A 25,571-nucleotide genomic window follows, 5' to 3' on the forward strand; every position below is an offset into this window, starting at 1 on the left:
TTTTTCTCGTGCGGTTTTGTGATGCCATCAACGCGAAGATAATTTGCAACCCCAAAACGAGAGGCCGAACACGGCTGCGAAATCAGCGAGTACAACGCTTCTAAAATGAAAGAACTTCGCAGGTAGAAAACAGTGTTCCCCTGTCGAGAAATTGCTTGCACTTCACCACTCTGTCAGCACCGGCAGTGGAAAATGAAGCCCGGAAGACTGAGCCAATTTATGCCCAATCGGTGATGAACATCACACCCGGAATGCGTGTCAATGGGCGCCGAGAACGCTCAATCTTTCCTCGATTAATCGCCTAGCATATCCAGAATTGTGGACTCCGCTTCTTCTAAGCGCCGCTCTGACTCTTCAAGGTCCTGCTGCGACTTACCATCGCGCTCGACCTTGCCGTCGAAGATTGCGCAGGGATCATCGTTGACCACAGTGTCGTCGGGAACTATGCCACGACGCGCCATGTACTCATCCAGATGCATCGAGATGCTCATGTTGCCTCCCTGCTTCCACCTTACGATTCAAGATACGATTCGATCAGCGTCATTGTATCGACAGATTCGATTGCCCTACGCAGTGGAATGAGCGGACAGAGGTTTCCCAGAATGGTACTCACGCGCGCTGTGCGGCTGCCCCGTCTTGCGTTCCCCTTATCGATGCGAATACTGTCGCAGGTCTACGACCGGTCTGGCGGCCAGGGTTTTCCATCGGGGAAATACCGGTCAAACTTCCAGCCCAGGCGGAACGGAAGCACAAACTTAGGAGGGCAGTTGTTGGCCTCCCACATTGTCTCCGGCTTAGCTGCGTGTTCAGCCACCTTACGGTCGGTGTACACCCCGTGACATATAGGGTCGTAGTAGTCTGGCTCGTCAATCTTGTGGGCGGGCGTACCACTAAATACCCCGTAGAGAATCTGGTCGCGGCTTTCGACCTCGACCTCGAAATCTTCCCAGGTACCAATCATGTCGCCAGGTTGTGCACGCCACCAGTCGTCTATCTTGCGGGCGGTCTCCTCGGACTCGACGAACCCGCCGAGAGGTTCAGTGTTATCCGGATAGCGGGGATAAACGACGCAGACAACAATTTTCATAGTCATGGTTCTACACCGTGCACGGGAGATTAGCGACCTTGGAATAGCTTCGGGCGGGAAATGGGGCAGATTTTGGGCACGCAGCGTAATGAGGGCGAAAAATCTGGCGGGCTGGAGAACGAAAACACCCCGTGACCTGCATAGTCACGGGGTATTTATGTGTGCGCCTGGGGAGACTTGAACTCCCACGCCCTAAGGCACTGGAACCTAAATCCAGCGCGTCTGCCAATTCCGCCACAGGCGCCCGTCGCGAATCCGTGACAGTTACGTACAGTCCCCGTAAGCATGGACTACCTATTAGCCACCTACAGGCACAACGAACTTTCACAGCTCATTTGGACTGTACACACTTTAACGGGTTTGCCGCAGATTTCCTAATGTCCCATCCCCTGCCTATCCAGCGAGCGCGCTAGCTTGGCAGGTCACGGACTAGCTATGGTGGTTATGTGTCCACTTCACAGCATTCCAATACCACTGACAAGCCAGCGAAGATTCCCACTCGTACCCGCGTGGTGCAACTAATCTTCTTGGCTCTTGCAGTCGGCGCCACTCTTGCACTCGCCTACTGGCAGCTCAGCAGGTGGAACACAACCAGCTCATTCCAAAACCTGGGCTACGCACTGCAGTGGCCAGCTTTCGGCCTGTTCTTTATTTGGGCCTACCGCAAATACATGGAGTACGAACGCGAACGCCTGAGCGGCAATAGCGAGGCCGCATTTGAGGCTAAAGACGATGTCATGACGGAAATTCCAGACGAATTCCTGCCGACCAACCCAGATGGCTCGCGAAAGGTGCAGCGTGTGGATGAGACACAATCGACGGATTCTGGCACCAACGCCTAGGCGATAACTGCTTATTCGAGAAAAGGACTTTTAGTGACCAACATCAATCCAGATCGTCAAGAGCGCGTAAGGAAGGCACTGACGTACTTCTCCGTCACCGCCTACTTCACGGGTGTGATGCTGCTCTTGCTGTGTGCCGAGATGATTTACAAGTACCTCATCCTCGACAACTCCGCCGACGCGCCGCGGTGGTTCTTCTACACCGCCCAGATTCACGGCTTCGGCTACATGGCATTCCTCATTGCCACCGTAAACCTGGGTACCAAGGCCCGCTGGGAACCAGCAAAGTGGATTATCACCGCGCTCGGTGGCGTGGTCCCGTTCCTCTCCTTCTTCGTCGAGAAGAAGCGTCGTGAGGAAGTCGAGACCGCTTTCCAGCTGAAGTAGCGGGCTCTCGGCAGCCCGAGGGCTACCCCTTAGCCTCAACCTCAGCCAGAATTTTCAGCGCCGGAGTCAAGGCACGCAGTGCACGCCCCCTGTGGCTAAAAGCGTCCTTGTCTTCGGCGCTCATTTGTGCCGCAGACAAGGCCCCCTCAGCTTCGTTGCCCTCCCCAACTGCGGGCGCGAACACCGGATCGTAGCCGAACCCATTGTCCCCAACAGGCTCGCGCAGAATGGCGCCAGGCCAGCGGCCCTCTACAACCAGCAGCAGATTACCGGCTTCATCGAGGACGGCTGGGAAACCGCCGTCGGCAAGCGCGGACGGCACCTCCTTGACACCGGGGACGACCAACGCGCAGGCGGTACGGAAGGACGCCGTACGACGCTCATCTGGGCAGTCCCCCATCTGGGCGAGCAGCAGCTCGTAGTTAGCGACATCGTCGCCGTGAGTGCCGGACCAGCGCGCCGAGAGCACACCCGGCATGCCGTTTAGCTCATCGACGCTGAGCCCCGAATCGTCTGCCAAGCACGCGTAGCCGGTGTGTGTCGCACCATCGAAAGCCTTGATGTAGGCGTTGTCCGCAAAAGTGCGACCGGTTTCGGGGCGCTCTGGGTACTCCGGGACGTCGCTAAGCGAAAGAAGTTCCACCGAATCAATACCCGCCGCACGCAGGATGCGGTCGAGCTCGACTAGTTTTTTAGAATTTCGGGTAGCGACGAGGAGCTTCACGGCAGCTCACCCGGGTACGGCGCACGCAGAACTTCCTGCTGCAGGGCAACGAGCTCACGCAGACCCTTTTCCGCCGAGTCGAGCATGTCATTCAGCTGACCTCGGTCAAAGGTGCCTTCCTCGCCAGTGCCCTGGATTTCGACGAACTTACCCTCTGCGGTCATCACCACGTTGAGGTCGACCTCAGCGCGAGAGTCCTCCTCGTAAGGCAGATCCAGGCAGACACGGCCATCAATAATGCCAACCGAAACAGCTGCGACTGGTGCCTTCAGCGGGGTGCCCGGAACTGCACCCGCTGCATGCAGGTAGGTCAGGGCATCAGCCAGCGCGACGTACGCACCGGTGATGGAAGCGGTTCGGGTACCACCATCCGCCTGCAGAACATCACAGTCGATGTTGATGGTGTTCTCACCGAGTTCCTTCAAGTCGATAGCAGCTCGCAAGGAGCGACCGATCAGACGGGAAATCTCGTGAGTGCGACCCTTGACCTTGCCGCGCATTGACTCGCGGGGCATGCGCTCGTGGGTAGAGGCCGGCAGCATGGAGTACTCAGCGGTCAACCAGCCCTCGCCGGAGTCACGCTTGAATCGTGGCACCGACTGTTCGACGGAAGCGGTGCACATTACACGCGTATTACCGAAAGTAACCAGCACAGAACCGGCCGGATTGTCGGTGAAGCCGCGAGTGATGGTCACCTTGCGCATTTCATCAACCGCGCGTCCATCGGCACGGCGAAAATCGGAATTAGCTGTAGTCATGCCAACTACCCTACCGCCCGGCGCGGAAGCGGTGCGACAGCTGTACGGAAACCCGATAGTCGCTGTGACTAGCCGCCTAGCTCCATGCCCAGGTAGGCCAATTCAACGTCACCGGCAAAGGTACTCTTCGCAGCACGTAGTGCTTCTTCACCGTCGGCGTATGGCGGAATGTGAGTCAGCACCAGCTTCTTAACCCCCGCCAGCGTCGCTGCCTTTCCGGCCTCAAAGCCTGTCAGGTGCATGTCCGGTGGGGTGCCCTCTTCGTTGCTGCACCATGTGGCTTCGCAGATGAAGATATCCGCATCCCGCGCCAGCTCCACCAATTCATCGGTCCACGCAGTATCTCCGGTGTACGCAATGGTCAGACCATCTGCTTCAATGCGATATCCAACAGCTGGCACCGGGTGGACCATGTTATACGGCGTGACGACGGCGCCTCCGTCCGCTTCGTCCCCACCGACTAACAGTGGCTCACCGGGGTTACTCACAACCTGATCAAAAGTGTCTTCCAGGTTGGCATCTTCTTCACTTCCCAGTGCTTTGCACATGGTGCCTATCCGGTCGTGAATGTCTCCGGGGCCAACCAGGAGATTCCGGGAACTCGCCGGGGCTGTCGGGTGGAAGCGACGCCAGACGAGCAGCCCTGGAATGTCTGCAGTGTGGTCTGGGTGCACATGAGTTAGTAACAAATCACAAGCTGCAGGATCAGAGATCTTCTGCAATTCGGCGAGGACACCGGGACCCAAATCAATGACAAAGGTTCGACCGTTATCCAGCTCAATGAGGTAGCCAGATGCTGGCGCCGATGGGCCACCCATGCTGCCTGTACATCCCAGAACCTTCAATCGCATACTTCAAGCTTGCCATGTAATTGATCAAAAACGAGCAAAAAACCAATGGAGTGTCTGGATTTAATAAGAAAGGTCACATTTGGGAATGCATAGTGACCTGGCTAATACCCGGCCCAAGGAAGCGCTTTGCCAGGGATGCAAAAACTTGCGGATCTCCAGTGGATTCGAATGTGCGCACAGGGTTCGGATTACTCTCCGGGTCAGCGAGCATGTCGGTCTTTGTGAGGATGCGCAGAACATCCTTCGACGTCTCCTCCGCCGACGACACTAGGGCGACGTCCTCCCCCATAGCCAGCTGAATCACACCAGACAGCAGCGGATAATGGGTGCAGCCCAGAACGAGGGTGTCTACACCATCGGCCTGCAATGGCGCGAGGTAGCCCTCTGCAAGTCCGAGAATCTGGCGACCAGAGGTGATTCCTCGCTCGACAAAGTCCACGAATCGCGGGCAGTCGACCGCGGAGACATCCACGCCGGGCACTGCATCAAAGAGATCTTGGTAGGCACGAGAGCGAATTGTGGCGGAGGTACCGATTACGCCGACTTTTCCGTTCCTGGTGGTCGAGACCGCACGGCGCACAGCAGGCAGAATAACCTCGACTACTGGGACTGGGTAGCGCTCGCGGGCATCACGCAAAAATGCGGCCGAAGCAGTGTTGCAGGCAATGACAATCATCTTGCAGCCGCGTGCAACCAGTTCATCGGCAATCGCTTCCGCGTGCTGACGAACCTCGGCGATGCGCAACGGGCCGTAAGGGCCGTTGGCAGTATCGCCGATGTACATAATCGACTCGTGCGGAAGCTGATCCATGATGGCACGTGCCACTGTCAGCCCACCGACGCCGGAGTCGAAGATGCCAATCGGCGCTGTTCGGTCGGGGAAGCCGCTATCCTGCGCTGTCAGCTGATTGACTACCTGAGTTTCTGCTCCTGCTCCCACCGCTATCTGGACTCCTCATATCGTTGGTCAAACACCGAAGCTCCTATTCTAGGCCGATTCCGCCAGGAGCTGATGCCACGTACCTCGGGCTCTTAACCACGTGCACTCTTAGCCACGCGCACGACCACGCTTAAACATCACCGCAGCCCAGATGCCCGCAAGCCCGCCGAAGAGGTGCATCTGCCAACTAACAGCCATCTGTGTTGGCAGCACTCCCCAGATAAGACCCGAATACATCGATGCCAGAATTACGCCCAAAATAATCTGCATCACCCGACGATTCACGAAACCGCGTACCACCAAAAACGCCAGCCAGCCGTAAATCAGGCCGGACGCACCGATGTGGACGGTATTTACACCGCCGACCAGCCATGTCAGACCGCCACCAACGACCGTAATCAAGAGTGTGACCTGCCAAAATAGCCGCTTCGACGACATTGCAATCAAACCGGCGAACAACGCCCCGGGCAGAGAGTTCGCCACAATGTGCCCGTAATCTGCGTGCAGCAGCGGTGCGGTCAAAATTCCCCACAGCGTCGAGGTTTCGCGTGGGCGCACACCGAAGTTGTTCAGCGCCCCACCAAAGATGAATTCGTTGACAAGAAAGACCGTCCAGATAAGTGCCAGGTACCCAATAGCCGTACTGATGGCCGCCCCGAGCCCGCCGTCGCGATCCTGTGGAACAATCTGATTATTCCGCCGCGTCTGCACGGGACCGCCCATCGGGTACTGCGCATAGTTCTGGTAATTCTGCTGTTGTCCCGAGCTCCATTGCGGATTCATTGGCGAACTTCCTTCACTACTTGTCCAGCATCTCTGACAGCGCGGCTACTTCCGCGCGTCCCGTTGCACTCATCACGGCATCGACAATAGCCATCTGCACCGCATCGGCCGCCATCGCAGCCAACAGGGCCACCACATCCGAGCCCACGGGTTCAGCGTTTCCGCTATCCGCCGCCTCGGCCGAGCTGAGGGCAAACAGCGTGTCACCGTCCATCGGCGCATGGGCCGGCCGAATCGCTCGTGCCAGCCCATCATGACCGCACATCGCCAACCGCTTCAACTGCGCAGTTGTCACCGGCGCATTGGTTATCAACGTGCCAATCGTTGTGTTTCGCGTGCTTGCCGACGATTCCCCGTCGCCAGCCGCATCGGCGAGAATCTTGGTTCTACCGACGAAAACCTGGTCCAGCTGGGCCAATGCCTCCTTGCTGGCACCGGCAGCCGCGGGCATTCCGTAAAGGTGTCCCTCCGGGTCAATGACCGCACCAAAGGAGTTGACCACCATTGCGGCAGCCACAAAGTACTTACCATCGGCGGAGGTCACACGGGCTTGTCCAAAACCACCCTTGATTGCCCCGGCCATAGCGCCAACACCGGCACCTATTGTGCCGGAGGGAGTGCCCTCCGGGACGTCGTCAAGCGCGTGCGACAACGCCTCGCGCCCGAGTGCAGCGGTGGGCAGCGTCGGCTCCCCCAACAGCAAGTCGAAGATGACAGCACCGGGAACGATGGGCACGAGGATATCCGGACGAGTTGGGGTGACCTCAAAGCCAATGCCGCGGTCGCGCAGTTCGCGCATAACTCCGTCGGCAGCTGCGAGGCCGTACGCGGAGCCGCCAGCCAAAACGACAGCGTGGGCGCGTTCGACGGTATTCTCCGGTGCGAGCAGGTCGGTCTCGCGGGTGCCCGGACCGCCGCCGCGGACATCGACAGCGCCGACAGCGCCGCCTGGAGCGGCGATGACGGTGACTCCGGTATCCCCCTCAGCAGCATGGCCGATGGAGATGCCGTCGATGGAGTCGAGACAGCCTGCGCCGATGTCGATGCTCGTGCCCAGCGCAGCACTGCTGGCTTGGTGTCGAATGTCGGTGGGGCTGATTGCGAAGATCTCAGAATTCATTGTCGACCACGGCACCTTTCACCACAGTTCATGGCAGCTAACCTCAGTTGATTACTGCATCTTTTCGGGGTTTTGCTCGGATTCGCTACTCACCCATGAGCTGGTCCAACAGTGACTCTTGGTTGTAGGACAGCCACTGGTACATCGCGTCGGTCTGCTCAATCTGTTCGATGGAGCCATTGAGGTTCTCCATGGAAACATGCAGGTAAATACGTAAGTCATTGATACCCGCTACCCAGGCATGGGCATCACTTTCCGAAATGGATACCTGCCCCGACTCGGCGGGCTCCAGGGCATCGATAATCGCACGCAGGGAATGGAGCTTGCTCTCTACAATCTCCGATTCATGCAGCTGGCGCATGAAAGCGTTTTCCCCCTCCACGCTCTCCTCACCCGGCTTGGTGAAGTCCGGCAACAGTCGCGCAAGCTTCGGATCGGATGGGGCTTCGGAGTGTCCGACAGGCATTCCCGTCATTTCCGCGAGCTCATCCTTCGGCGCCGACCGGGCTCGCTCCATCAGCGAGTCCGCCACAGTAGCAGCCAGATTCAGCAGCAAATCCCGCTCCGTGCCTTCAAAAGCCGTGACGTACTTGACGCCACCGCCGAGAAGGGATCGCTTGCGCTTCCAAGGACGCATGTAAATTCTCTCCCGCTGTCGAATATCGGCTTAGTCAGCCTGCTCCATTGTTGCCCACAAGCCTGCCTTGTGGAGCTTCTTCACATCGGCCTCCACCTTGTCACGCTCACCGGAAGACACGATTGCCTTGCCCTCCGTGTGAACCGTCATCATTAGCGCGTGCGCCTTCTTTCGGTCCATGCCGAAGAGCATCTGAAACACGTAGGTGACATAACTCATCGAATTAACCTGGTCATCCCACACAATGCACTGCCAGGGTCGGTTCGATTCCGTCACGACATCGGCATCCATAGTGGGCATCGGTGTTGCTGCTGGCATGCTCATAGGCACCAGGATAGTACGGAGTGGCGCGCGCTCGCCGGAACCGACTGCCCCGGCCCGCTTCAGCCGACTAGACTATTGACCGTGATTGATAAGCATTCCTCCACCGCCCTTCTCACCGATAAGTACGAGCTGACGATGCTGCAGGCATCGCTTGCCGACGGATCCGGCGAGCGCCAGGTCGCCTTCGAGGTGTTTGGCCGTCGCCTGCCGAATGAGCGTCGCTATGGCGTTGTCGCTGGTACAGCGCGTGTGTTGGATGCTATCCGCAACTTCCGCTTCACCGAGGAACAGCTGGCTTCGCTGGACTTCCTCGATGACAGGACGCTGGATTACCTGCGTAACTATTCCTTCAGTGGCCAAGTCGACGGCTACCGCGAGGGAGAGCTCTACTTCCCCGCCTCGCCCATTTTGACGGTGCGAGGCACCTTCGCCGAGTGCGTCATTTTGGAGACTGTTATTCTCTCCATTCTCAATGCGGACTCCGCCATCGCCTCGGCAGCAACCCGAATGGTCACGGCTGCCGGTGGGCGCCCGATTATTGAAATGGGTTCGCGTCGCACTCATGAAGAAGCAGCTGTGACTGCTGCCCGTGCCGCCTACCTGGCAGGTTTTAGCGCCACCTCCAACTTGGAGGCAGCGGCACGGTACAACATCCCAGCTTCCGGTACCGCTGCGCACGCGTGGACTCTGTTGCACACCAACCCAGATGGCACGACGAACGAGGCTGCGGCCTTCAAGGCTCAGATTGACACACTGGGAACCGACACCACTTTGTTGGTGGATACCTACGACATCACCGAGGGCGTCAATACGGCTATTGAGGTCGCGGGTCCGGAACTCGGCGGTGTACGTATTGACTCCGGCGACCTCGGAGTTCTCGCTCGCCAGGTGCGTCAGCAGCTCGACTCGCTGGGGGCGCACAACACCAACATCGTAGTGTCCTCTGACCTCGACGAGTTCGCCATTGCGGCGCTGAGGGCAGAGCCGGTCGATGTCTACGGCGTGGGCACCTCTGTAGTCACTGGCTCCGGCGCACCGACTGCGGGCCTGGTCTACAAGATGGTCGAAGTTGATGGGGTGCCCGTCGCCAAGCGCTCGTTGGACAAGCGAAGCCACGGTGGCGTGAAGGCGGCTATTCGTACCTGCCGTCGTTCCGGTACCGCCGTGGAGGAAATCGCTTTCCCGCTCGGCTCAGAAATCCTGGATGTGGGCAACCTGCACTACCGCGATCTGACCATTCCGATGATGCGCGATGGCGAGGTCGTCGATGGTCTACCGACCTTGGAGGAGTCCCGCGATCACTTGGTTAAAGCGCTGGTCAGCCTCCCGTGGGAGGGACTTGCACTTTCCCGTGACGAGCCGGTACTGTCCGTCCGTTTTCACGGCGTTTAGGCGGCGGGGGAACTGTGTCGGACAGTATCGGGCACGCAGATTTTGCTGAGCTATCGGACGACTTTGAGGACTTTGACGATGTTGACGAGCTAGCTTCACCGAGAGCCAGCGTCCATAACGCGGATAGCATCGAAGCTCTTCTCGATGCGGCAGTGAAGGGACTCGGCGGAACGACTCGACCGAATCAGGTCAAAATGTCCCGGTCGGTGGCCTCCGCCTTTGCGCGCGAGCGGCACCTAGCGGTACAGGCAGGCACCGGTACGGGTAAGTCGCTGGCCTACCTGGTGCCTGCCATTGTGCAAGCAATGGAGTCCGACGAGTCTGTAATCGTTTCCACGGCGACCATTGCGCTGCAACGCCAGCTGGTCGAACGCGACTTGCCGCGGCTAGTCAGTTCGCTAGAGCCACACTTGTCCCGCACGCCAACCTTCGCAATCCTCAAGGGCCGCTCGAACTACCTGTGCAAGTCCAAGGTCGGAAATGTCATCAAAGATCCCGTCATGGACGGTGATGAATCCGAGCAGGCCAGCTCAGGTGACGCCGTTGGCCCCACTGCCCTCCTCAGCGAAGCGCAGCTCAGCCGAACCGCTGCCGAGGTCATGCGGCTACGCGAGTGGGCCAATGACACCGACACCGGCGACCGCGACAGCCTGGACAAGGGCGTTTCCAACGAAGCCTGGCGGCAGGTCTCCGTCACGGCTCGCGAATGCGTCGGTGCCATTTCCTGCCCTTTCGGCGAGGAGTGTTTCGCCGAACAAGCCCGCCGCGAGGCCTCCAACGTTGACATCGTTGTCACCAATCACGCACTGTTGGCCATCGATGCGCTCTCCGACGCCATGATTTTGCCGCAGCACGACTGCGTTGTCATTGACGAGGCTCACGAGCTCGACGGTCGAATCACCTCTGTTGCCACCGACGAGCTCTCCCCTGCCGGTATCACCATGATGGCCCGGCGCGCCCGCAAATTCGGAGCCGCAGAGCAGGTGGATGATGTCACCGATGCCACGGATCTACTCGGCGAGACCGTCGCATTGCTTGCCGACGCCTACAGCGGCGCACTCGAAGAAATTCCCGGTGAGCTTGGAGCGGCGCTAACTTCGCTCCGCGATAGCCTGTGGCAACTACAGACCACGCTAGGCACCTCTAGTTCAGGCAGCTCTGGCGGGTCGGGCTCCGGTGGTTCGAGTTCTGACTCTGACAACACTGAGCGCCAGACCGTCCGCGCTGCCGTGGAAAATATGCACGACACAGTCGTGCGAATTCTAGAGTTCAGTAGCGACGATGTCGTATGGCTTGGCGAGAACAAGACAGTTTATGTCGCTCCCCTGTCCATCGCAGCACTGCTTCGCGAACGCCTCTTCGGCGAATCCACCGTCGTTTTGACCTCAGCAACACTTGCTCTTGGCGGCAAGTTCGATGCCATGGCCGCCGCTTGGGGGCTTCCCTCCGGTGGGTGGGATGGCTTGGACGTCGGCACGCCCTTTGACCCGCAGAAATCTGGCATCCTCTACGTCGCACGCGACCTGCCACGACCTGGACGCGACGGCGCCACACCGGAGCAGTTCGCGATCATGGAGCGCCTCATCCGCGCCGCTGGTGGGCGAACGCTCGGGCTGTTTTCTTCTCGCCGAGGCGCCGAGGCAGCGGCGGAGGAAATGCGCAAGCGCCTGCCTTACGACGTGCTGTGCCAAGGCGATGACTCTATCGGTGCTCTGGTTGATCGCTTCGCAGCTAATCCGCAGACATGCTTGTTTGGCACGCTGACGCTGTGGCAAGGCGTCGATGTTCCTGGCCCATCGCTATCGTGTGTCATCATCGATCGCATCCCGTTCCCCCGCCCCGACGACCCGCTTTTGTCCGCGCGCTCCGATGCGGCTAATGCCGCTGGCCGAAACGGTTTTATGGAGGTCTCAGCGACACATGCAGCGCTGCTGATGGCGCAGGGTTCTGGTCGTCTGCTACGCCAAGTCGATGACCGCGGGGTTGTTGCGGTACTGGATTCACGGTTGGCTACTGCACGCTATGGTTCCTGGATTGCCGCGTCGATGCCTGACTTCTGGCGGACGACCAACCTGGATATTGCGGCTGGAGCGTTGCAGCGGCTGACCCAAAGCTGATTCAGAGGGGGCTGTCTGGGCTCACGAGGTGACGCTGGATTAGGCATAGTTTCTGGAAAAAATCCCACGCTTTTCTATCCAATACATTATTGTGATGTGAAACACAGCACTGCTACAGTGCCCGAGCTAATGAAGCAGGACACTTGGCAGCCGTGCACGAGATTAGAAAGGCGATTTCCTGCATGCCCCTTTCCAGCAACCTCCCCGACATCGACATCCCGGAGACCTCACTCTTTGAGTTCCTCTTCGGAGAAATTGAGCCACGTCACCAGGACAAGCTTGCAATCGTTGACTCAGGCTCCGAGGTCACCTTCGGTGATCTGAAGGCCAGCATTGAGAAGTTTGCGGGTGCGCTGGCAGCACGTGGGATTAAGAAGGGCGACGTTGTGGCTCTCCACTGCCCCAACTCGACAACCTTCGCGGTCGCTCTTCACGGTGTCCTACGCGCGGGGGCTGTCTGCACGACGGTCGCATCGCTGGCAACTGCGGAGGACATTGAAAACCAACTCCGGATGTCTGACGCGAAGATGATGCTAACGACCTCCTCAATCGGTTGGGCTGGCGCCCACGGCGCTGAGGCTGCTGGTCTGCCGGAAGAGATGATTATCGGCCTGACGGGCCTCCACGGCATGGGCGAGCTGCTTGCCGAGGGGCACGGCGCCCCGGACGTCGACGTATCACCCGATGACGTTGCCGTGATTCCGTTTTCCTCGGGAACCACCGGTGTACCGAAGGGCGTCCAGCTCACTCACCGCAACTTGGTGGCCAACGTCGCTCAGGCGGGTGGAGCTACAGTCAACGCGCTGACCGAGGACACCCCGGCTGTCACTATCCTGCCGTTTTTCCACATCTACGGCCTGACTGCGCTGCTGAATCTGTGCCTGTGGCGCCGCACGACGCAGTACACCATGGGCAAGTTCGACCTCGTCGATTTCCTGTCCATCATCGCCGAGCACAAGGTGAAGTTCGCGTTCATCGCACCACCTGTAGCTGTGGGCCTGGCCAAGCACCCAGCTGTCGATTCCTTTGACTTGTCCAGCCTGGAGACAATCTTCTCGGGTGCCGCTTCTCTCCAACTTGACCTCGCGGAACAGGTGGAAAAGCGCCTTGACTGCGTGGTCGCACAGGGCTTCGGCATGACCGAGTCCTCGCCAGCAGCCCACATCCGCATCGGCCACGATAGTCCGCTGGACTCGATCGGTCGCGCAGTCCCCAACACTCAGTACAAGATTGTCAACCTCGACTCCGACAGCTTTGAGGAAATCCCGGTTCCCGCCGAGGGGCGCTCGGAGGCAGGTGAGCTATGGATTCATGGTCCACAGGTGATGAAGGGCTACCTCAACAACCCGAAGGCGACGGCAGAGACGCTTGTCGACGGTTGGCTGCGTACCGGCGACGTTGCGGAACTCGACGAACACGGGAATGTGTACATCGTCGACCGCTTCAAGGAACTGATTAAGTACAAGGGCTACCAGGTTCCGCCGGCCGAGCTCGAGTCCGTGCTGCTCAGCCACCCGGATATTGCCGATGCCGCCTGCAGTGGTGTCGTTCGCTCCGACGGCGAGGAGATTCCTAAGGCTTACGTCGTCATCAAGGCGGGCGAGCAGGTGACTGAAGACGAGATTATGGACTACGTCGCCGACCGCGTCGCACCGTACAAGAAGGTGCGAGCAGTCGAGTTCATGGATGAAATCCCGAAGTCGGCGACGGGCAAGATTCTGCGCAAGGATCTCAAGGCCATGGAGGCAGCACGCGCTCAGTCGTGAGTTACTGCCCCAGGGGTCACCGCCACGGTGACTGAACCGGGAGCAATCTCGGTAAACCCGGCATCCTGAACCTCAACCGCGCGGAGCTCTGGCGCTGGCCACTGCTCCCGCGGTACTTCTTTCACATCTAACGCATAACCACTTTGCGCCCACGCCCAAGCGTCCTCGACCGACAGACTGGCCGCATAGAGCATTGAGCCGTGTCCAACTTGCGCGGCCACCTTTCCTACGGACATATTCAGGTTTTTGTCCACCCAAATCACTGGCGGAGCAAAGGTGTCAGCGCTCTCATGGTCGCCCGGGGCGCCGGGAGATGTGTTCTCCGGGTCGTCGTAAGGCAAATCGGTGCCGGAAATTTGTAGTTTGGCAATCTCCGGGTAGGTTTCGTCGACAGGAGTTGGCACTAGTGCGCGAGCTTGCGCGCCGTCGACGTCCACGGTGACACCCGGTGCAAGCTGAGCGCGTTGCCAGCCGATATTGCGAGCGCGACGTGTGAGCTTGCGGATGCGCGCACCGTACCAAGACGCCAGACCTTGTTGATAGGCAGAAGTGTCATCGCCTGCGCGTTCGTCCAGGCAACAAGCAACAACAGCCATCGCGGCAGCGCGGAGCAGCGCAGTGCGCGAGGGGCGTTCCTTCTTCGGAACCTCAAGCACAATAGCCATTGCCCACGGCACATCCTCGCCGTGGTCTTCCCTATCGGGTTGCGGCAGGAGGTTATGGGCGATACGGAACCACTCCGGTACCGATGATGCGTCCGTGACAGCTGGATTCTTGTGATCCTCGCGTTGCACTACTGCTCCAACGGCACGCGGCGGAAGGTGCCATCTTCGCGGTCGGCATCGTCGATTTCATCGCGGGAAATGCCCAGCATGAACAGAATCGAGTCCATGAATGGAACGTTGACGGACGTGTCAGCGATTTCCTTTAGCGCCGGCTTGGCATTGAAAGCAATACCAAGGCCTGCGACCGACAACATATCGATGTCATTGGCCCCATCGCCGACCGCAACGGTCTGATGCATCTGAAATCCCGACTCTGCGGCGAACGTCTTGAGGCTGCGGGCCTTCTCCTGCCTATCGACGACATCGCCGACCACGCGTCCAGTCAGCTTTCCGTCCTCGACCTCGAGGGTATTCGCCTTGTAAAAGTCCAGACCGAGATCCTTTGCCAGCGGCTCCAAGATCTGGATAAAGCCACCGGAGACAGCACCACACTTGTAACCGAGGCGCTTCAGCGTGCGGATCGTGGTGCGGGCGCCTGGAGTCAGCTCGATGGAGTTAGTGACTTCCTCTAGGACGCTGACCGGCAGGCCAGCCAGAGCCTTAACTCGCTCATGCAGTGACTCGGCGAAGTCCAGCTCACCGCGCATAGCGCGCTCTGTAACCGCTGCAACCTCCGCCTCGCGACCAGCGTGGGCGGCCAGCATCTCAATGACCTCACCGGTAATCAAAGTGGAGTCCACATCGAAGCAAATCAAGCGCTTGGATCGGCGCTGCAAACCTGCGCGTTCAATTGCGATGTCAATGTCCTGGTCCTGTGCAAGCTCGGCCAGCGCCTTACGCAGCGGAATGCCCGCACCCGGCTTCGGGTCCGGAATAGAGACAAGCAGCTCCAGGCCAGTAACTGGGTAGTCGGCAATACCGCGAATGGAATCGATGTTTGCACCGTAATCTGCGAGAGTACGGCCGATACGGGAAATATCCTCAGCATTGACCGGATTACCCAATACGACAAGTGCGTGGGTAGATCCATCGCTGCGCTCAATCGGGGCATCAAGCTGGAAACTGACTGTCATGCCGTGAGGCTTCAGTGTTTCAATGAGCCCCTCACGCAGAACGCCGACCTTCTCTTCTGTGACGCCAACAAGCGCACCGAGACTCAAATTAGAGCGGAACACCGACTGCTCCACATCAAGAATCTGAACTCCGTGGGCCGCGAGCACACGGAAGAAGGATGCCGAGACACCCGGGCGGTCTCGGCCAACAGCGGTAATAAGCACCGGAGCTAGTCCCGGTGCTAACGAAACCGACAAGGCATCGGTATCTGCGGACTGACTGGGAGAGGTAATTACCTGTTCATTCACCAATCCAGTATCGCATGAAGCCCCGGCAGAGTGCTCATCGCATTGCGGGATTCCGCACTTCAGTGGGTGGCCAGCGACAGGCGCTAGCCATCGCCTTGCTCTCTTGCCCTTCTGGCGCTCCCTGCGCCCCCCCCTGCTCTTACTGCGCTCTCTTACTGCCTCTTCCCTAGGAAAGACTCTCAAAGACAAGACTAAGGCCCCATCACGGAGAACCGTGATGGGGCCTTAGCTTCGCGTAGTTATTAACTCAGAGTTGCATCAGCCATGTAGCCACTAGCTCTTAGAGCTGACGACCAACGTGGGCCTCTGCGCGCTGACGCTCAACCATGTGCGGGTAGTGCAGCTCGAACGCCGGGCGCTCCGAGCGGATGCGCGGCATCGAGGTGAAGTTGTGGCGCGGCGGCGGGCAAGAAGTAGCCCACTCGAGGGAGTTACCGTAACCCCACGGGTCATCAACAGTGACGACCTCACCGTAGCGCCAGGACTTGAAGACGTTCCAGACAAACGGGATAACAGACAGACCCAGGATGAACGCACCAACGGTGGAGATCATGTTCAGGGTGGTGAAACCGTCAGTCTCGAGGTAGTCGGCGTAACGACGCGGCATACCCTCGTTACCCAGCCAGTGCTGGACCAGGAAGGTCAGGTTGAAGCCGATGAAGGTCAGCCAGAAGTGAACCTTTGCCAGCTTCTCGTCGAGCATACGACCAGTCATCTTCGGGAACCAGAAGTAAACGCCCGAGTAGGAAGCGAAGACCAGGGTACCGAACAGGGTGTAGTGGAAGTGCGCCACGACGAAGTAAGTATCAGAGACGTGGAAGTCCAGCGGTGGGGAAGCCAGCATAATACCGGTCAAACCACCGAACAGGAAGGTCACGATGAAGCCGAGAGCGAAAGTCATCGGAGCCTCGAAGGTCATGTGGCCACGCCACATGGTGCCCATCCAGTTGATGAACTTAACACCGGTCGGGACCGAAATCAGGAAGGTCATGAACGAGAAGAACGGAAGCAGAACGCCACCGGTCACGAACATGTGGTGTGCCCACACAGCCATGGACAGACCTGCAATAGACAGGGTTGCGAAGACCATACCTGCGTAGCCGAACAGCGGCTTACGGGAAAAGACCGGAACGACCTCGGTGATGATGCCCACGAACGGCAACAGCAGGACGTAGACCTCTGGGTGACCGAAGAACCAGAACAGGTGCTGCCACAGCATTGCGCCACCGTTTGCCGGGTCGTAAATGTGACCGCCCAGCTTACGGTCGTACAAAACACCAAGAGCAGCTGCAGTCAGAATCGGGAAGATCAGCAGAGCCAGGATCGAGGTAACCAGGATGTTCCAGGTGAAGATTGGCATACGGAACATGGTCATGCCTGGTGCACGGAGGCACAGGACAGTGGTGGTCATGTTAATGGCGGAAGCGATGGTACCGACACCACCAACACCGACACCGACAATCCACAGGTCAGAACCGACACCCGGAGAGTGAATCGGGTCAGACAGCGGGGAGTACATGGTCCAACCGAAGTCAGCAGCACCACCCGGGGTCAGGAAGCCCGACAGCATCAGAATGCCACCAATGGTGGTCAGCCAGAAGCCGAAAGCGTTCAGACGCGGGAAAGCCACGTCCGGAGCACCAATCTGAAGTGGCAGAATGTAGTTAGCAAAACCCCAAACAATCGGGGTACCGAACAGAAGCAGCATCACCGTGCCGTGCATGGTGAACATCTGGTTGAACTGCTCGTTAGAAAGGAACTGAAGTCCTGGGGCGAAGAGCTCAGCACGGATAAGCAGAGCCATCAGACCGCCGACAAAGAAGAACGAGAAGGACATAATGATGTACATGATGCCCAGCTTCTTGTGGTCGGTCGTGGTCAGCATTTCCCACGCCCAGCTGCCCTTACGCTCATGTCCGAACGGCTGCGGCCGTTCCGGCGCTACAACGCCATGATCTGGACGAGGCGCTACTGCAGTCATTCTTCCTCCTTACTACGCGAAGATTTCCTGTAACTCACTACAGGGATTTTAAGTTTTGTCCTTGTGAGAATAGTGCAGGCGAGTACGCGACGGCGAACCCACCTACCGCTATGTGCCAGATTCTAGTCTGAACCTTGGAAAAAGTTAAGGCTAAGGGATTTTCCGGCTCACTTCCCCACTCAGCTAAGCACACTATTAGTTTCCTGAGAATTGTCTTAACCTGGGCTAACGCCTATTTAGCAGGAACCGTCGAGGCTAGGACTACTACCCCCGTGTGTGTGCTGTCACCAGAGTGAGGCTCGATGCGGAATGTTCCCTACACCTGTGCTTTTAGAAGTCCCAGTCCTCATCCTCGGTTACTTCAGCCTTACCCATGACGTAGGAAGAGCCGGAACCCGAGAAGAAGTCGTGGTTTTCGTCAGCATTCGGCGACAGGGCCGACAGGATCGACGGCGAAACGCGAGTCTCGTCGGCCGGGAACATACCCTCATAGCCCAAGTTGTTCAGAGCCTTGTTGCCGTTGTAACGCAAGAAACGCTTGACATCCTCGGTCCAACCGAGTTCGTCGTACATCTCTTCGGTGTACTGAATCTCGTTGTCGTAGAGATCAAACATGAGGTCGAAGGTGTAATCCTTCAGCTCGTCACGTTCGGCCTGGGTCAGACGCTCCAGGTTGCGCTGGTACTTGTAACCGATGTAGTAACCGTGAACTGCCTCATCACGAATGATTAGGCGAATAATGTCCGCGGTGTTGGTCAGCTTGGCGTGGCTGGACCAGTACATCGGCAGGTAGAAGCCCGAGTAGAACAGGAAGGACTCCAGCAAAGTGGAAGCAACCTTCTTCTTCTGCGGATTATCGCCCTCGTAGTAGTCGAGGATAATCTTGGCCTTCTTCTGCAGGTACTCATTCTCCTCGCCCCAACGGAACGCATCCTGAATCTCAGGAGTCGACGCCAGCGTCTGGAAAATCGACGAGTAGCTCTTTGCGTGCACCGATTCCATGAAGGCGATATTGGTGTACACAGCTTCCTCGTGCGGAGTCAGCGCATCTGGAATGAGTGATACTGCACCTACCGTGCCCTGGATGGTGTCCAGCATGGTCAGACCAGTGAACACGCGCATCGTGGTGCGCTGCTCCAGTGCGTTGAGCGTATTCCAGCTCTTGATGTCATTCGACAGCGGCACCTTTTCCGGCAACCAGAAGTTACCGGTCAGACGATCCCAAACCTCGAGATCCTTATCATCAGGAATCGTGTTCCAGTCAATAGCCGCAACTGGGCATGCACGCGACTCTGGATTCTTCTCACGGTGGGCCGGAGTCGAGGGTGGGCAATCATCGAAACTCACGTGGAAACCTCTCCCTTTTTCATTGATATTGCCGTTTTTCGAACACACCTTATATATAAGGAACGTCCTTCACTCTTTACGAGTTCAAACAGCGACTGCAGCGGTGGCTATTCCAGCCTTGTCCCACTACAAAACGTCAGGCTCCCGATGAAAGGAGCCACTACCCTTAGCAGCTTACCCACACCCGCATTATTAAGCACGCGGCCTAGAAGAAATCGCCCCACTTGCCGAGTCTTGTTCCCGGTGCCCCTCCCCTAACCCCACGTCACACAAAGAACAAGGTGCTTGACGACGCAATGTCCGTCGTCAAGCACCAAGCGCAAGATGTTGCGCGAACCTAGGCGTGAACCTTCTCTCGGTTTTCCGCCGTGTCGTTGATGATGCGGTCGGAGATGACGTACACCAGCAAACCTACGACAGCCATGAGCGCGAGCAACCAAGCGATGGTAGCGGAGACCCCTTCTGCTTCAGACTGCGCGATGGAGAGGGTGCTGAAGAAGGCCGGTCGAGAATCAACAAGCATGGCCGTTAACGCGATGCCAACCGGTACGGCAATGTTGATCGTCAGATTGTAGAAACCGATTGCAACACCGGACTTGGCGGCAGGAATGTTCTGCAGTGCGGTCGCGACCAACGGCGCATACATGAGCGCGAACCCTGATGGGAACAGAATCATGGAGACGATAACCGTGGCAACACCGGCCCCCGGCAGCACTGCGGGGATGAGCAACGCCACGATGATGATGCTGATAGCCGCGACAATGGCCTGCTTCGAGGGCAGGAACTTGGCAACCTTGCCAGACATTACACCGACGATGACAGCGCAGAGGTAGCCCGGCGCGAGGATATAGGCAGCACCGTCGAGGTTGATGCCATAGAGCTCGTCGACCATATACGGCAACAGAATGGCCGAATACCCCAACTGGACCATGTAAACCACGAGCACAACAATCAGCGCGCAAACGTAGCGAGCATTGGTAAAGAACGACGGGCTGACCACGGCGTTGTCATGTGTCCGGATGTGCCAGACAAAGAGCGCGACGCCCAGCGCAGCGGCAACCAGCCACCACCATTGGAACTGCTGCATGAACAGCATCACCGCAGTGGCGATGACCGCGATGAGGAACAGGCCAAAGATATCCAGGTGACTCTTCTGCTGCTGCTCCTCCGGAACTGTCTTGATCAGGAACGGAATGGCAACTATCAGAATGAGCGAAATCAGGAACATAGCCGGCCAGGAAATGTAGGTAGCCACGATTCCCGAGGTCAACGTTCCAATCAGCAGCGCGGCTTGGAAGGCCGCGGTGGAAAAGCCGAGGTAGGTTTTCTGATCTTCTGGGCTTAGGTACTTGGTGACATAGATGACGTAGAGTGTCTCAGCCGCCGCCAGGCCGGCAGTTTGAATAATGCGGGCAGTAAGCACGATTGGCCATACTCCCTGGAAGAAATAACCCAGTAGAGAGCCCACGGCGACGAAGCCGATACCGACAATCATCAATTTGCGGATACTGATGCTGTCCGCCAATGCGGCGTACACCACCGCTCCAATGCCAATCAAGATACCGGCGAGTGTCGCCTGCAGACTGGCCGTGGAGACACTGAGGTCCAGAGATTCCGCAATCGGCTTGGTCATGAACTTAAAGCCATTGTCCAAGACCAAACAGAATACAAAGGAAAACAGCAAGACCGGGACTGCGGCCTTAGGGTTTGGCGCGGCAGCCTTGGACGCTGCGCTTTCACGGGGATTCACGTTCAAGCTGGTATTGCTGGCGGGATTGCTCATCGCACTGTACCTATTTCACACTTCAAGCCAATTGATTGCGGACCAGGACACTAGAGTCGAGCCAGCGGCAATGCCAGCTCCATCATCGTCGTGAAGGCCTTCTCACGTTCTTCCGGAGTGGTCTTTCCACCGGTGACGATGTTGTCCGACACAGTGAAGATTCCCATGGCCTCCACACCGGCCTCGGCGGCGGTGGCATAAAGGCCAGCAGATTCCATCTCCACCGCCAGCACACCCATGCGTGCCCAACGGTCGTTCACATCATCCTGGAAGTTGTAGAAAATATCGCTGGACAAGATGTTGCCGACGTGTGTAGTGATGCCCTGCTCGCGGGCACGATCGCGAACATCTTCAATCAGACGGAAAGATGCGGACGGGGCGAACGTTCCCGGCAAGTTGTACTGCGATAGAAAATTGGAGTCCGTCGATGCCGTCTGGCCGATAACCACGTCATACAGGTCCAGCTCCGGCTGCAACGCGCCGCAGGAACCGACGCGAATCAGCTTCTTGCAGCCGAAAACATGGATAAGTTCCCAGGAGTACAGCGAGATAGACGGAATGCCCATACCGGATCCCATGACGGACACTTCCTGCCCCTGGTAGGTGCCGGTAAAGCCCAACATGTTGCGAACTTTGTTGAACTGAACGACATCGTCCAAATAGGTCTCCGCAATGAACTTGGCACGCAGCGGGTCACCTGGCAACAAAATGGTTTCTGCAATCGGCGCACCCTTTGGGTTGATGTGTGGAGTGCTCTTACCAGTGGTATCGGACATGGCTTCCAGCCCCTTCCCCCACTAGCCGTGGGTGAAAATTATGCGAACATTGGTGTACCACTGCCCAGGTTAATTACCTGGATTACAACCGTCAATAGTGATATTTACATTTGTTCCCAATTGGGTGGAGTGACGAAAAAGGCGCGAGAATCTCCCGGCAAAACTCGGGGAAATTCTCGCGCCTTCAATGCGCTACAACTGAAGCACTAGATGCCTAGCCCTCAAGCACGCTTGCTTAAAGCATGCAGGATACGCAACCCTCGACCTCAGTACCCTCCAGCGCAACCTGACGCAGGCGGATGTAGTACAGAGTCTTAATACCCTTGCGCCATGCGTAAATCTGCGCACGGTTGAGGTCACGAGTGCTCACCGTGTCCTTGAAGAACAAGGTCAGCGACAGTCCCTGGTCAACATACTTGGTAGCGACCGCGTAAGTGTCAATGATCTTCTCGTAGCCGATTTCGTAGGCGTCCTGGAAGTACTCACGGTTGTCATTGTCCAAGTGCGGAGCCGGATAGTATACGCGACCGATCTTGCCCTCCTTGCGAATCTCAATCTGAGATGCAATCGGGTGAATCGACGAGGTCGAGTTGTTGATGTAGGAAATCGAACCGGTCGGCGGCACTGCCTGCAGGTTACGGTTGAACAGGCCGTACTCCATGACGTCGGCCTTCAGTTGCGCCCAGTCCTCAGCGTCCGGAATGTGCGCGGTGGAGTTCTCGAAGATCTCCTTGACGTGCTGAGTCTTCGGCTGGAACTCTGCCGGATCGAAGTTATCGAAGTACTTGCCGCTGGCGTAGTCAGAGTTCTCAAAGTTGACGAACTTCTGACCGCGCTCGCGAGCAATCTTGTTGGATGCGCGCAGGACTGCGTAGAGCACTGCTGCGAAGTAGGCGTTGGTGAAGTCCAGGCCCTCTTCCGAGCCGTACATAATCTTCTCGCGGCCAAGGTAGCCGTGCAGGTTCATCTGCCCCAGGCCGATGGCGTGAGATCCGTCGTTGCCCTTGCGAATCGATGGCACCGAGTCAATAGAAGTCTGCTCACTGACCGCAGTCAGGCCACGGATGGCAGTCTCGACAGTGCGACCAAAGTCCGGCGAGTCCATGGTCATCGCAATATTCAGCGAACCGAGGTTACAGGAAATGTCCTCACCCACGTGCTCGTAGGACAGGTCCGCATTGTAGGTCGACGGGGTGTTGACCTGCAGAATCTCCGAGCAGAGGTTCGACATGTTAATGCGGCCCTCAATCGGGTTCGCGCGGTTAACCGTGTCCTCGAACATGATGTACGGGTAGCCGGACTCAAACTGAATCTCAGCGATGGTCTGGAAGAACTGACGCGCGTTGATCTTCTGCTTACGAATACGCGGGTCCTCGACCATATCCGCGTAATTCTCGGTGATGCTAATGTCCGCGAACGGCTTACCGTAGACACGCTCGACATCGTACGGGCTGAAGAGGTACATGTCGTCGTTACGCTTGGCCAGCTCGAACGTGATGTCCGGAATGACAACGCCGAGCGACAGCGACTTGATGCGAATCTTCTCGTCCGCGTTCTCACGCTTGGTATCCAGGAAGCGCATGATGTCCGGGTGGTGCGCGTGCAGGTAGACAGCGCCTGCTCCCTGGCGAGCACCCAGCTGGTTAGCGTAGGAGAAGGAGTCCTCCAGCAGCTTCATAACCGGGATGACACCGGAAGACTGATTCTCGATGTGCTTAATCGGAGCGCCCTGTTCACGCAGGTTGCTCAGCAGCAGCGCCACACCACCGCCGCGCTTGGACAGCTGCAGCGAGGAGTTGATGGCGCGGCCAATGGACTCCATGTTGTCCTCGATACGCAGCAGGAAGCAGCTCACCGGCTCGCCGCGCTGGGCCTTACCGGAGTTGAGGAATGTAGGAGTAGCAGGCTGGAAGCGTCCGGCGATGATCTCATCAACCAGGTGCTGCGCGAGCCCCAAGTCGCCGTCGGCAAGCGTAAGAGCAACCATGCACACACGGTCTTCGTAGCGCTCCAAGTAACGCTTGCCGTCGAAAGTCTTCAGCGTGTACGAGGTGTAGTACTTGTAAGCACCCAGGAAAGTCTGAAAACGGAACTTGTGGGCGTAGGCCTGCTTGAACAGCGCCTTGACGTCCTCAAATTCGTACTTCTCCAGAACCTCAGCCTCGTAGTAATGGTTCTCTACCAGGTAATCGAGCTTCTCCCGCAAGTTATGGAAGAACACAGTGTTCTGATTGACATGCTGCAAGAAGAACTGTCGCGCAGCCATGCGGTCCTTATCGAACTGAATCTTGCCGTCTTCACCGTACAGATTCAGCAGCGCATTGAGCGCGTGGTAATCCAGCTTGTCCTCACCCACCGGCTCCGCGACCTGCTTGCCCATTTCCGACACGTTGACTCCTTTAATATTCATTTGCCTGCACAGGGTCTGTTCCAACACTGCCCAGAGCAATCCAATCTAGCTATTTTCCTCGCACACCGCTTTACGACGGCTTCCGCGAGCGTATCCATCCGGTTGTCCTCAGTGCCCCTTCCCTCGACACTGAGGCTTGCCAACTTAGGCGCTGGCTCTAGCGTGGAAGAACTCCTCTAGCCCTTCTCGGACTCGCCGCACATCGTGGTCGGTTCCCATCAGCTCGAAGCGATATAGATATGGAACCTTGCACTTGTAGGAGATGACATCCCCTGCTTTACAGAAGTCCTCACCGAAGTTGAGATTGCCGGCAGCAATCACACCTCGGATGAAAGAGCGGTTGTGCTCATTATTAAGAAATTTGATGACCTGCGGAGGAACTGGCCTTGAGTTACCACCGCTGATGGAAACGCCACCACCATAAGTCGGACAAATGAGGACATAGGGCTCATCGACGATAAGCTCCGGCTCATTACGACGGATGGGAATGCGGGCATTTTTGATACCTAGCTTTTCAACAAACTTGTGTGTATTCCCCGTCGCCGAGGAGAAATACACCACCAGCATGAGAGCTTCACCCTTTACATCGCAAACCCCCGCAATCTTCGCTTCCCGGGTGGTCAACGAAATCTGCGGAGAGGTGTGTGATTCTTACGCTGCCTGGAGAGCCTTGATGCGATCCGGACGGAAACCCGACCAGGTCTCAGTGCCAGTGTCAACGACCGGCGCCTGGAGGTGACCGAGAGCCATGACGTAGTCCCGAGCCTCATCGTCCATGGTGATGTCGACGATATCGTAGGCAATTCCAGCCTTATCGAGGGCACGAGTGGTAGCGCGGCACTGGACACATGCAGGCTTGCTGTAAACGGTAACCATGACTCTCACAAACTTTCTGGCTTTGGGTAAGACCAATGAATCGGATCGACTTCGTACAAACAACGGAAGCGGCCGAGGAATCAGCGGATTGGTTGAATGACCGAAAGCTCCCAGGGTTCATGAGAAACCGAGTACGGGTGGCAGACAGGTCCTTTTAGCTCTCCTTGGCTCGACATCGAAAACACTACACTTGGTGCCTAGAAAACTCTAGTCATACTAGATGTAGTACTCACAACCATGGTATTCCCTGTTCGGAGATCTCTGGCGCACAAGATGTTGTACACAGACGCACCACAACCTTGTAATTTCACGCTAAAAATTCTAGAAAATCGTAGAAAAACAACTATCGGTGGATTTTGGTTAAACCAATTACTGCATGACGCCCCGCAGCCGACCGCACCGATTCCAGGCGCCGCAGTGTCCCCGCCCTGCCTTTGTCCCTCCCCTACCCAACTTCGGATTCCGCAGCGATCTCAAAAATCGCGGGCTGCACATATGAACACGGGCTGCACATATGAAACTGTGCGAGTTTATGACACTTTCAAGCCAATTTTCGGGCGGTAGGGTCAGGCGGTCATTGCATC

At 57.5% G+C, this 25,571-nt stretch carries 24 protein-coding genes and 1 tRNA gene; 5 read left to right on the top strand and 20 right to left on the bottom strand.

Annotation, left to right across the window (positions count from 1 at the left end):
* Window positions 1-293: 293 nt before the first annotated feature.
* From HMPREF2681_RS04810 to HMPREF2681_RS04820, 3 genes are all read right to left on the bottom strand, one after another.
* Window positions 294-491: a hypothetical protein gene (locus HMPREF2681_RS04810; protein WP_016422270.1), complete on the bottom strand. Its 198-nt coding sequence runs from the start codon at window positions 489-491 to the stop codon at window positions 294-296.
* A 182-nt stretch (window positions 492-673) separates the two neighbouring features.
* On the bottom strand, window positions 674-1,093 hold the full coding sequence (locus HMPREF2681_RS04815) for a hypothetical protein (RefSeq protein WP_070546260.1): 420 nt from the start codon (window positions 1,091-1,093) through the stop codon (window positions 674-676).
* A 156-nt stretch (window positions 1,094-1,249) separates the two neighbouring features.
* Window positions 1,250-1,331 (bottom strand) — tRNA-Leu (locus HMPREF2681_RS04820).
* Window positions 1,332-1,533: 202 nt separating this feature from the next.
* Here HMPREF2681_RS04820 and HMPREF2681_RS04825 point away from each other — a divergent pair.
* Window positions 1,534-1,929: a hypothetical protein gene (locus HMPREF2681_RS04825; RefSeq protein ID WP_016422268.1), complete on the top strand. Its 396-nt coding sequence runs from the start codon at window positions 1,534-1,536 to the stop codon at window positions 1,927-1,929.
* A 33-nt stretch (window positions 1,930-1,962) separates the two neighbouring features.
* Window positions 1,963-2,316, top strand: a complete 354-nt coding sequence (locus tag HMPREF2681_RS04830) for a DUF3817 domain-containing protein (protein ID WP_005511118.1) — start codon at window positions 1,963-1,965, stop codon at window positions 2,314-2,316.
* A 22-nt stretch (window positions 2,317-2,338) separates the two neighbouring features.
* On the opposite strand, the gene HMPREF2681_RS04835 is transcribed toward HMPREF2681_RS04830, so the two are convergent.
* The 8 genes from HMPREF2681_RS04835 to clpS all read right to left on the bottom strand — a co-directional run bounded on the left by HMPREF2681_RS04835 (window position 2,339) and on the right by clpS (window position 8,453).
* On the bottom strand, window positions 2,339-3,040 hold the full coding sequence (locus HMPREF2681_RS04835) for a non-canonical purine NTP pyrophosphatase (protein ID WP_016422267.1): 702 nt from the start codon (window positions 3,038-3,040) through the stop codon (window positions 2,339-2,341).
* The gene (gene rph, locus HMPREF2681_RS04840; protein ID WP_049193334.1) at window positions 3,037-3,798 is read right to left on the bottom strand and encodes a ribonuclease PH; all 762 of its coding nucleotides are present in this window, start codon (window positions 3,796-3,798) and stop codon (window positions 3,037-3,039) included. The genes HMPREF2681_RS04835 and rph overlap by 4 nt, the downstream gene beginning before the upstream one ends.
* Window positions 3,799-3,866: 68 nt before the next feature.
* Window positions 3,867-4,649: an MBL fold metallo-hydrolase gene (locus HMPREF2681_RS04845; RefSeq protein WP_049193335.1), complete on the bottom strand. Its 783-nt coding sequence runs from the start codon at window positions 4,647-4,649 to the stop codon at window positions 3,867-3,869.
* Between the two features lie 73 nt (window positions 4,650-4,722).
* Window positions 4,723-5,589: a glutamate racemase gene (gene murI / locus HMPREF2681_RS04850; protein ID WP_370546129.1), complete on the bottom strand. Its 867-nt coding sequence runs from the start codon at window positions 5,587-5,589 to the stop codon at window positions 4,723-4,725.
* A gap of 108 nt (window positions 5,590-5,697) precedes the next feature.
* Entirely contained in the window at window positions 5,698-6,372 is a 675-nt protein-coding gene (locus HMPREF2681_RS04855; protein WP_016422263.1) for a rhomboid family intramembrane serine protease, read from the bottom strand.
* Between the two features lie 16 nt (window positions 6,373-6,388).
* Entirely contained in the window at window positions 6,389-7,492 is a 1,104-nt protein-coding gene (locus HMPREF2681_RS04860; protein WP_070546262.1) for a P1 family peptidase, read from the bottom strand.
* An 85-nt stretch (window positions 7,493-7,577) separates the two neighbouring features.
* The gene (locus tag HMPREF2681_RS04865; RefSeq protein ID WP_070546264.1) at window positions 7,578-8,129 is read right to left on the bottom strand and encodes a DUF2017 domain-containing protein; all 552 of its coding nucleotides are present in this window, start codon (window positions 8,127-8,129) and stop codon (window positions 7,578-7,580) included.
* Between the two features lie 30 nt (window positions 8,130-8,159).
* Complete coding sequence (gene clpS / locus HMPREF2681_RS04870; protein ID WP_005511165.1) at window positions 8,160-8,453, bottom strand: ATP-dependent Clp protease adapter ClpS; 294 nt, start codon at window positions 8,451-8,453, stop codon at window positions 8,160-8,162.
* An 81-nt stretch (window positions 8,454-8,534) separates the two neighbouring features.
* On the opposite strand from clpS, the gene HMPREF2681_RS04875 reads away from it, so the two are divergent.
* From HMPREF2681_RS04875 to HMPREF2681_RS04885, 3 genes are all read left to right on the top strand, one after another.
* Complete coding sequence (locus HMPREF2681_RS04875; RefSeq protein ID WP_070546275.1) at window positions 8,535-9,845, top strand: nicotinate phosphoribosyltransferase; 1,311 nt, start codon at window positions 8,535-8,537, stop codon at window positions 9,843-9,845.
* A gap of 128 nt (window positions 9,846-9,973) precedes the next feature.
* Complete coding sequence (locus HMPREF2681_RS04880) at window positions 9,974-11,962, top strand: ATP-dependent DNA helicase (RefSeq protein WP_187400024.1); 1,989 nt, start codon at window positions 9,974-9,976, stop codon at window positions 11,960-11,962.
* A 182-nt stretch (window positions 11,963-12,144) separates the two neighbouring features.
* A complete protein-coding gene (locus HMPREF2681_RS04885) occupies window positions 12,145-13,728 on the top strand; it encodes an AMP-binding protein (RefSeq protein WP_069359083.1) in 1,584 nt (527 codons plus the stop codon).
* Here the strand turns inward: HMPREF2681_RS04885 and HMPREF2681_RS04890 are convergent.
* The 9 genes from HMPREF2681_RS04890 to nrdH all read right to left on the bottom strand — a co-directional run bounded on the left by HMPREF2681_RS04890 (window position 13,719) and on the right by nrdH (window position 24,987).
* On the bottom strand, window positions 13,719-14,522 hold the full coding sequence (locus tag HMPREF2681_RS04890) for an aminoacyl-tRNA hydrolase (protein ID WP_016422256.1): 804 nt from the start codon (window positions 14,520-14,522) through the stop codon (window positions 13,719-13,721). The two genes, HMPREF2681_RS04885 and HMPREF2681_RS04890, sit on opposite strands and share 10 nt — an antisense overlap.
* Complete coding sequence (gene serB, locus HMPREF2681_RS04895; RefSeq protein WP_070546267.1) at window positions 14,522-15,814, bottom strand: phosphoserine phosphatase SerB; 1,293 nt, start codon at window positions 15,812-15,814, stop codon at window positions 14,522-14,524. The genes HMPREF2681_RS04890 and serB overlap by 1 nt, the downstream gene beginning before the upstream one ends.
* 280 nt (window positions 15,815-16,094) lie before the next feature.
* Window positions 16,095-17,795: an aa3-type cytochrome oxidase subunit I gene (gene ctaD / locus HMPREF2681_RS04900; protein ID WP_005511131.1), complete on the bottom strand. Its 1,701-nt coding sequence runs from the start codon at window positions 17,793-17,795 to the stop codon at window positions 16,095-16,097.
* A 330-nt stretch (window positions 17,796-18,125) separates the two neighbouring features.
* On the bottom strand, window positions 18,126-19,142 hold the full coding sequence (gene nrdF / locus HMPREF2681_RS04905) for a class 1b ribonucleoside-diphosphate reductase subunit beta (RefSeq protein WP_016422253.1): 1,017 nt from the start codon (window positions 19,140-19,142) through the stop codon (window positions 18,126-18,128).
* A gap of 337 nt (window positions 19,143-19,479) precedes the next feature.
* The gene (locus HMPREF2681_RS04910; RefSeq protein WP_016422252.1) at window positions 19,480-20,925 is read right to left on the bottom strand and encodes an MFS transporter; all 1,446 of its coding nucleotides are present in this window, start codon (window positions 20,923-20,925) and stop codon (window positions 19,480-19,482) included.
* 50 nt (window positions 20,926-20,975) lie between these two features.
* Entirely contained in the window at window positions 20,976-21,701 is a 726-nt protein-coding gene (gene deoD, locus HMPREF2681_RS04915) for a purine-nucleoside phosphorylase (protein WP_016422251.1), read from the bottom strand.
* A 235-nt stretch (window positions 21,702-21,936) separates the two neighbouring features.
* Window positions 21,937-24,081 carry a class 1b ribonucleoside-diphosphate reductase subunit alpha gene (gene nrdE / locus HMPREF2681_RS04920; protein ID WP_172620253.1) on the bottom strand — a complete coding sequence of 715 codons (2,145 nt, stop codon included), beginning with the start codon at window positions 24,079-24,081 and terminating at the stop codon, window positions 21,937-21,939.
* 174 nt (window positions 24,082-24,255) lie between these two features.
* Window positions 24,256-24,678, bottom strand: coding sequence for a class Ib ribonucleoside-diphosphate reductase assembly flavoprotein NrdI (gene nrdI, locus HMPREF2681_RS04925; protein WP_070546277.1), 423 nt, complete (start codon window positions 24,676-24,678; stop codon window positions 24,256-24,258).
* 84 nt (window positions 24,679-24,762) lie between these two features.
* A complete protein-coding gene (gene nrdH, locus HMPREF2681_RS04930; RefSeq protein WP_005511161.1) occupies window positions 24,763-24,987 on the bottom strand; it encodes a glutaredoxin-like protein NrdH in 225 nt (74 codons plus the stop codon).
* Window positions 24,988-25,571 lie beyond the last annotated feature (584 nt).

It is taken from the genome of Corynebacterium sp. HMSC064H12, assembly GCF_001809925.1.
GTDB lineage: Bacteria > Actinomycetota > Actinomycetes > Mycobacteriales > Mycobacteriaceae > Corynebacterium > Corynebacterium jeikeium_D.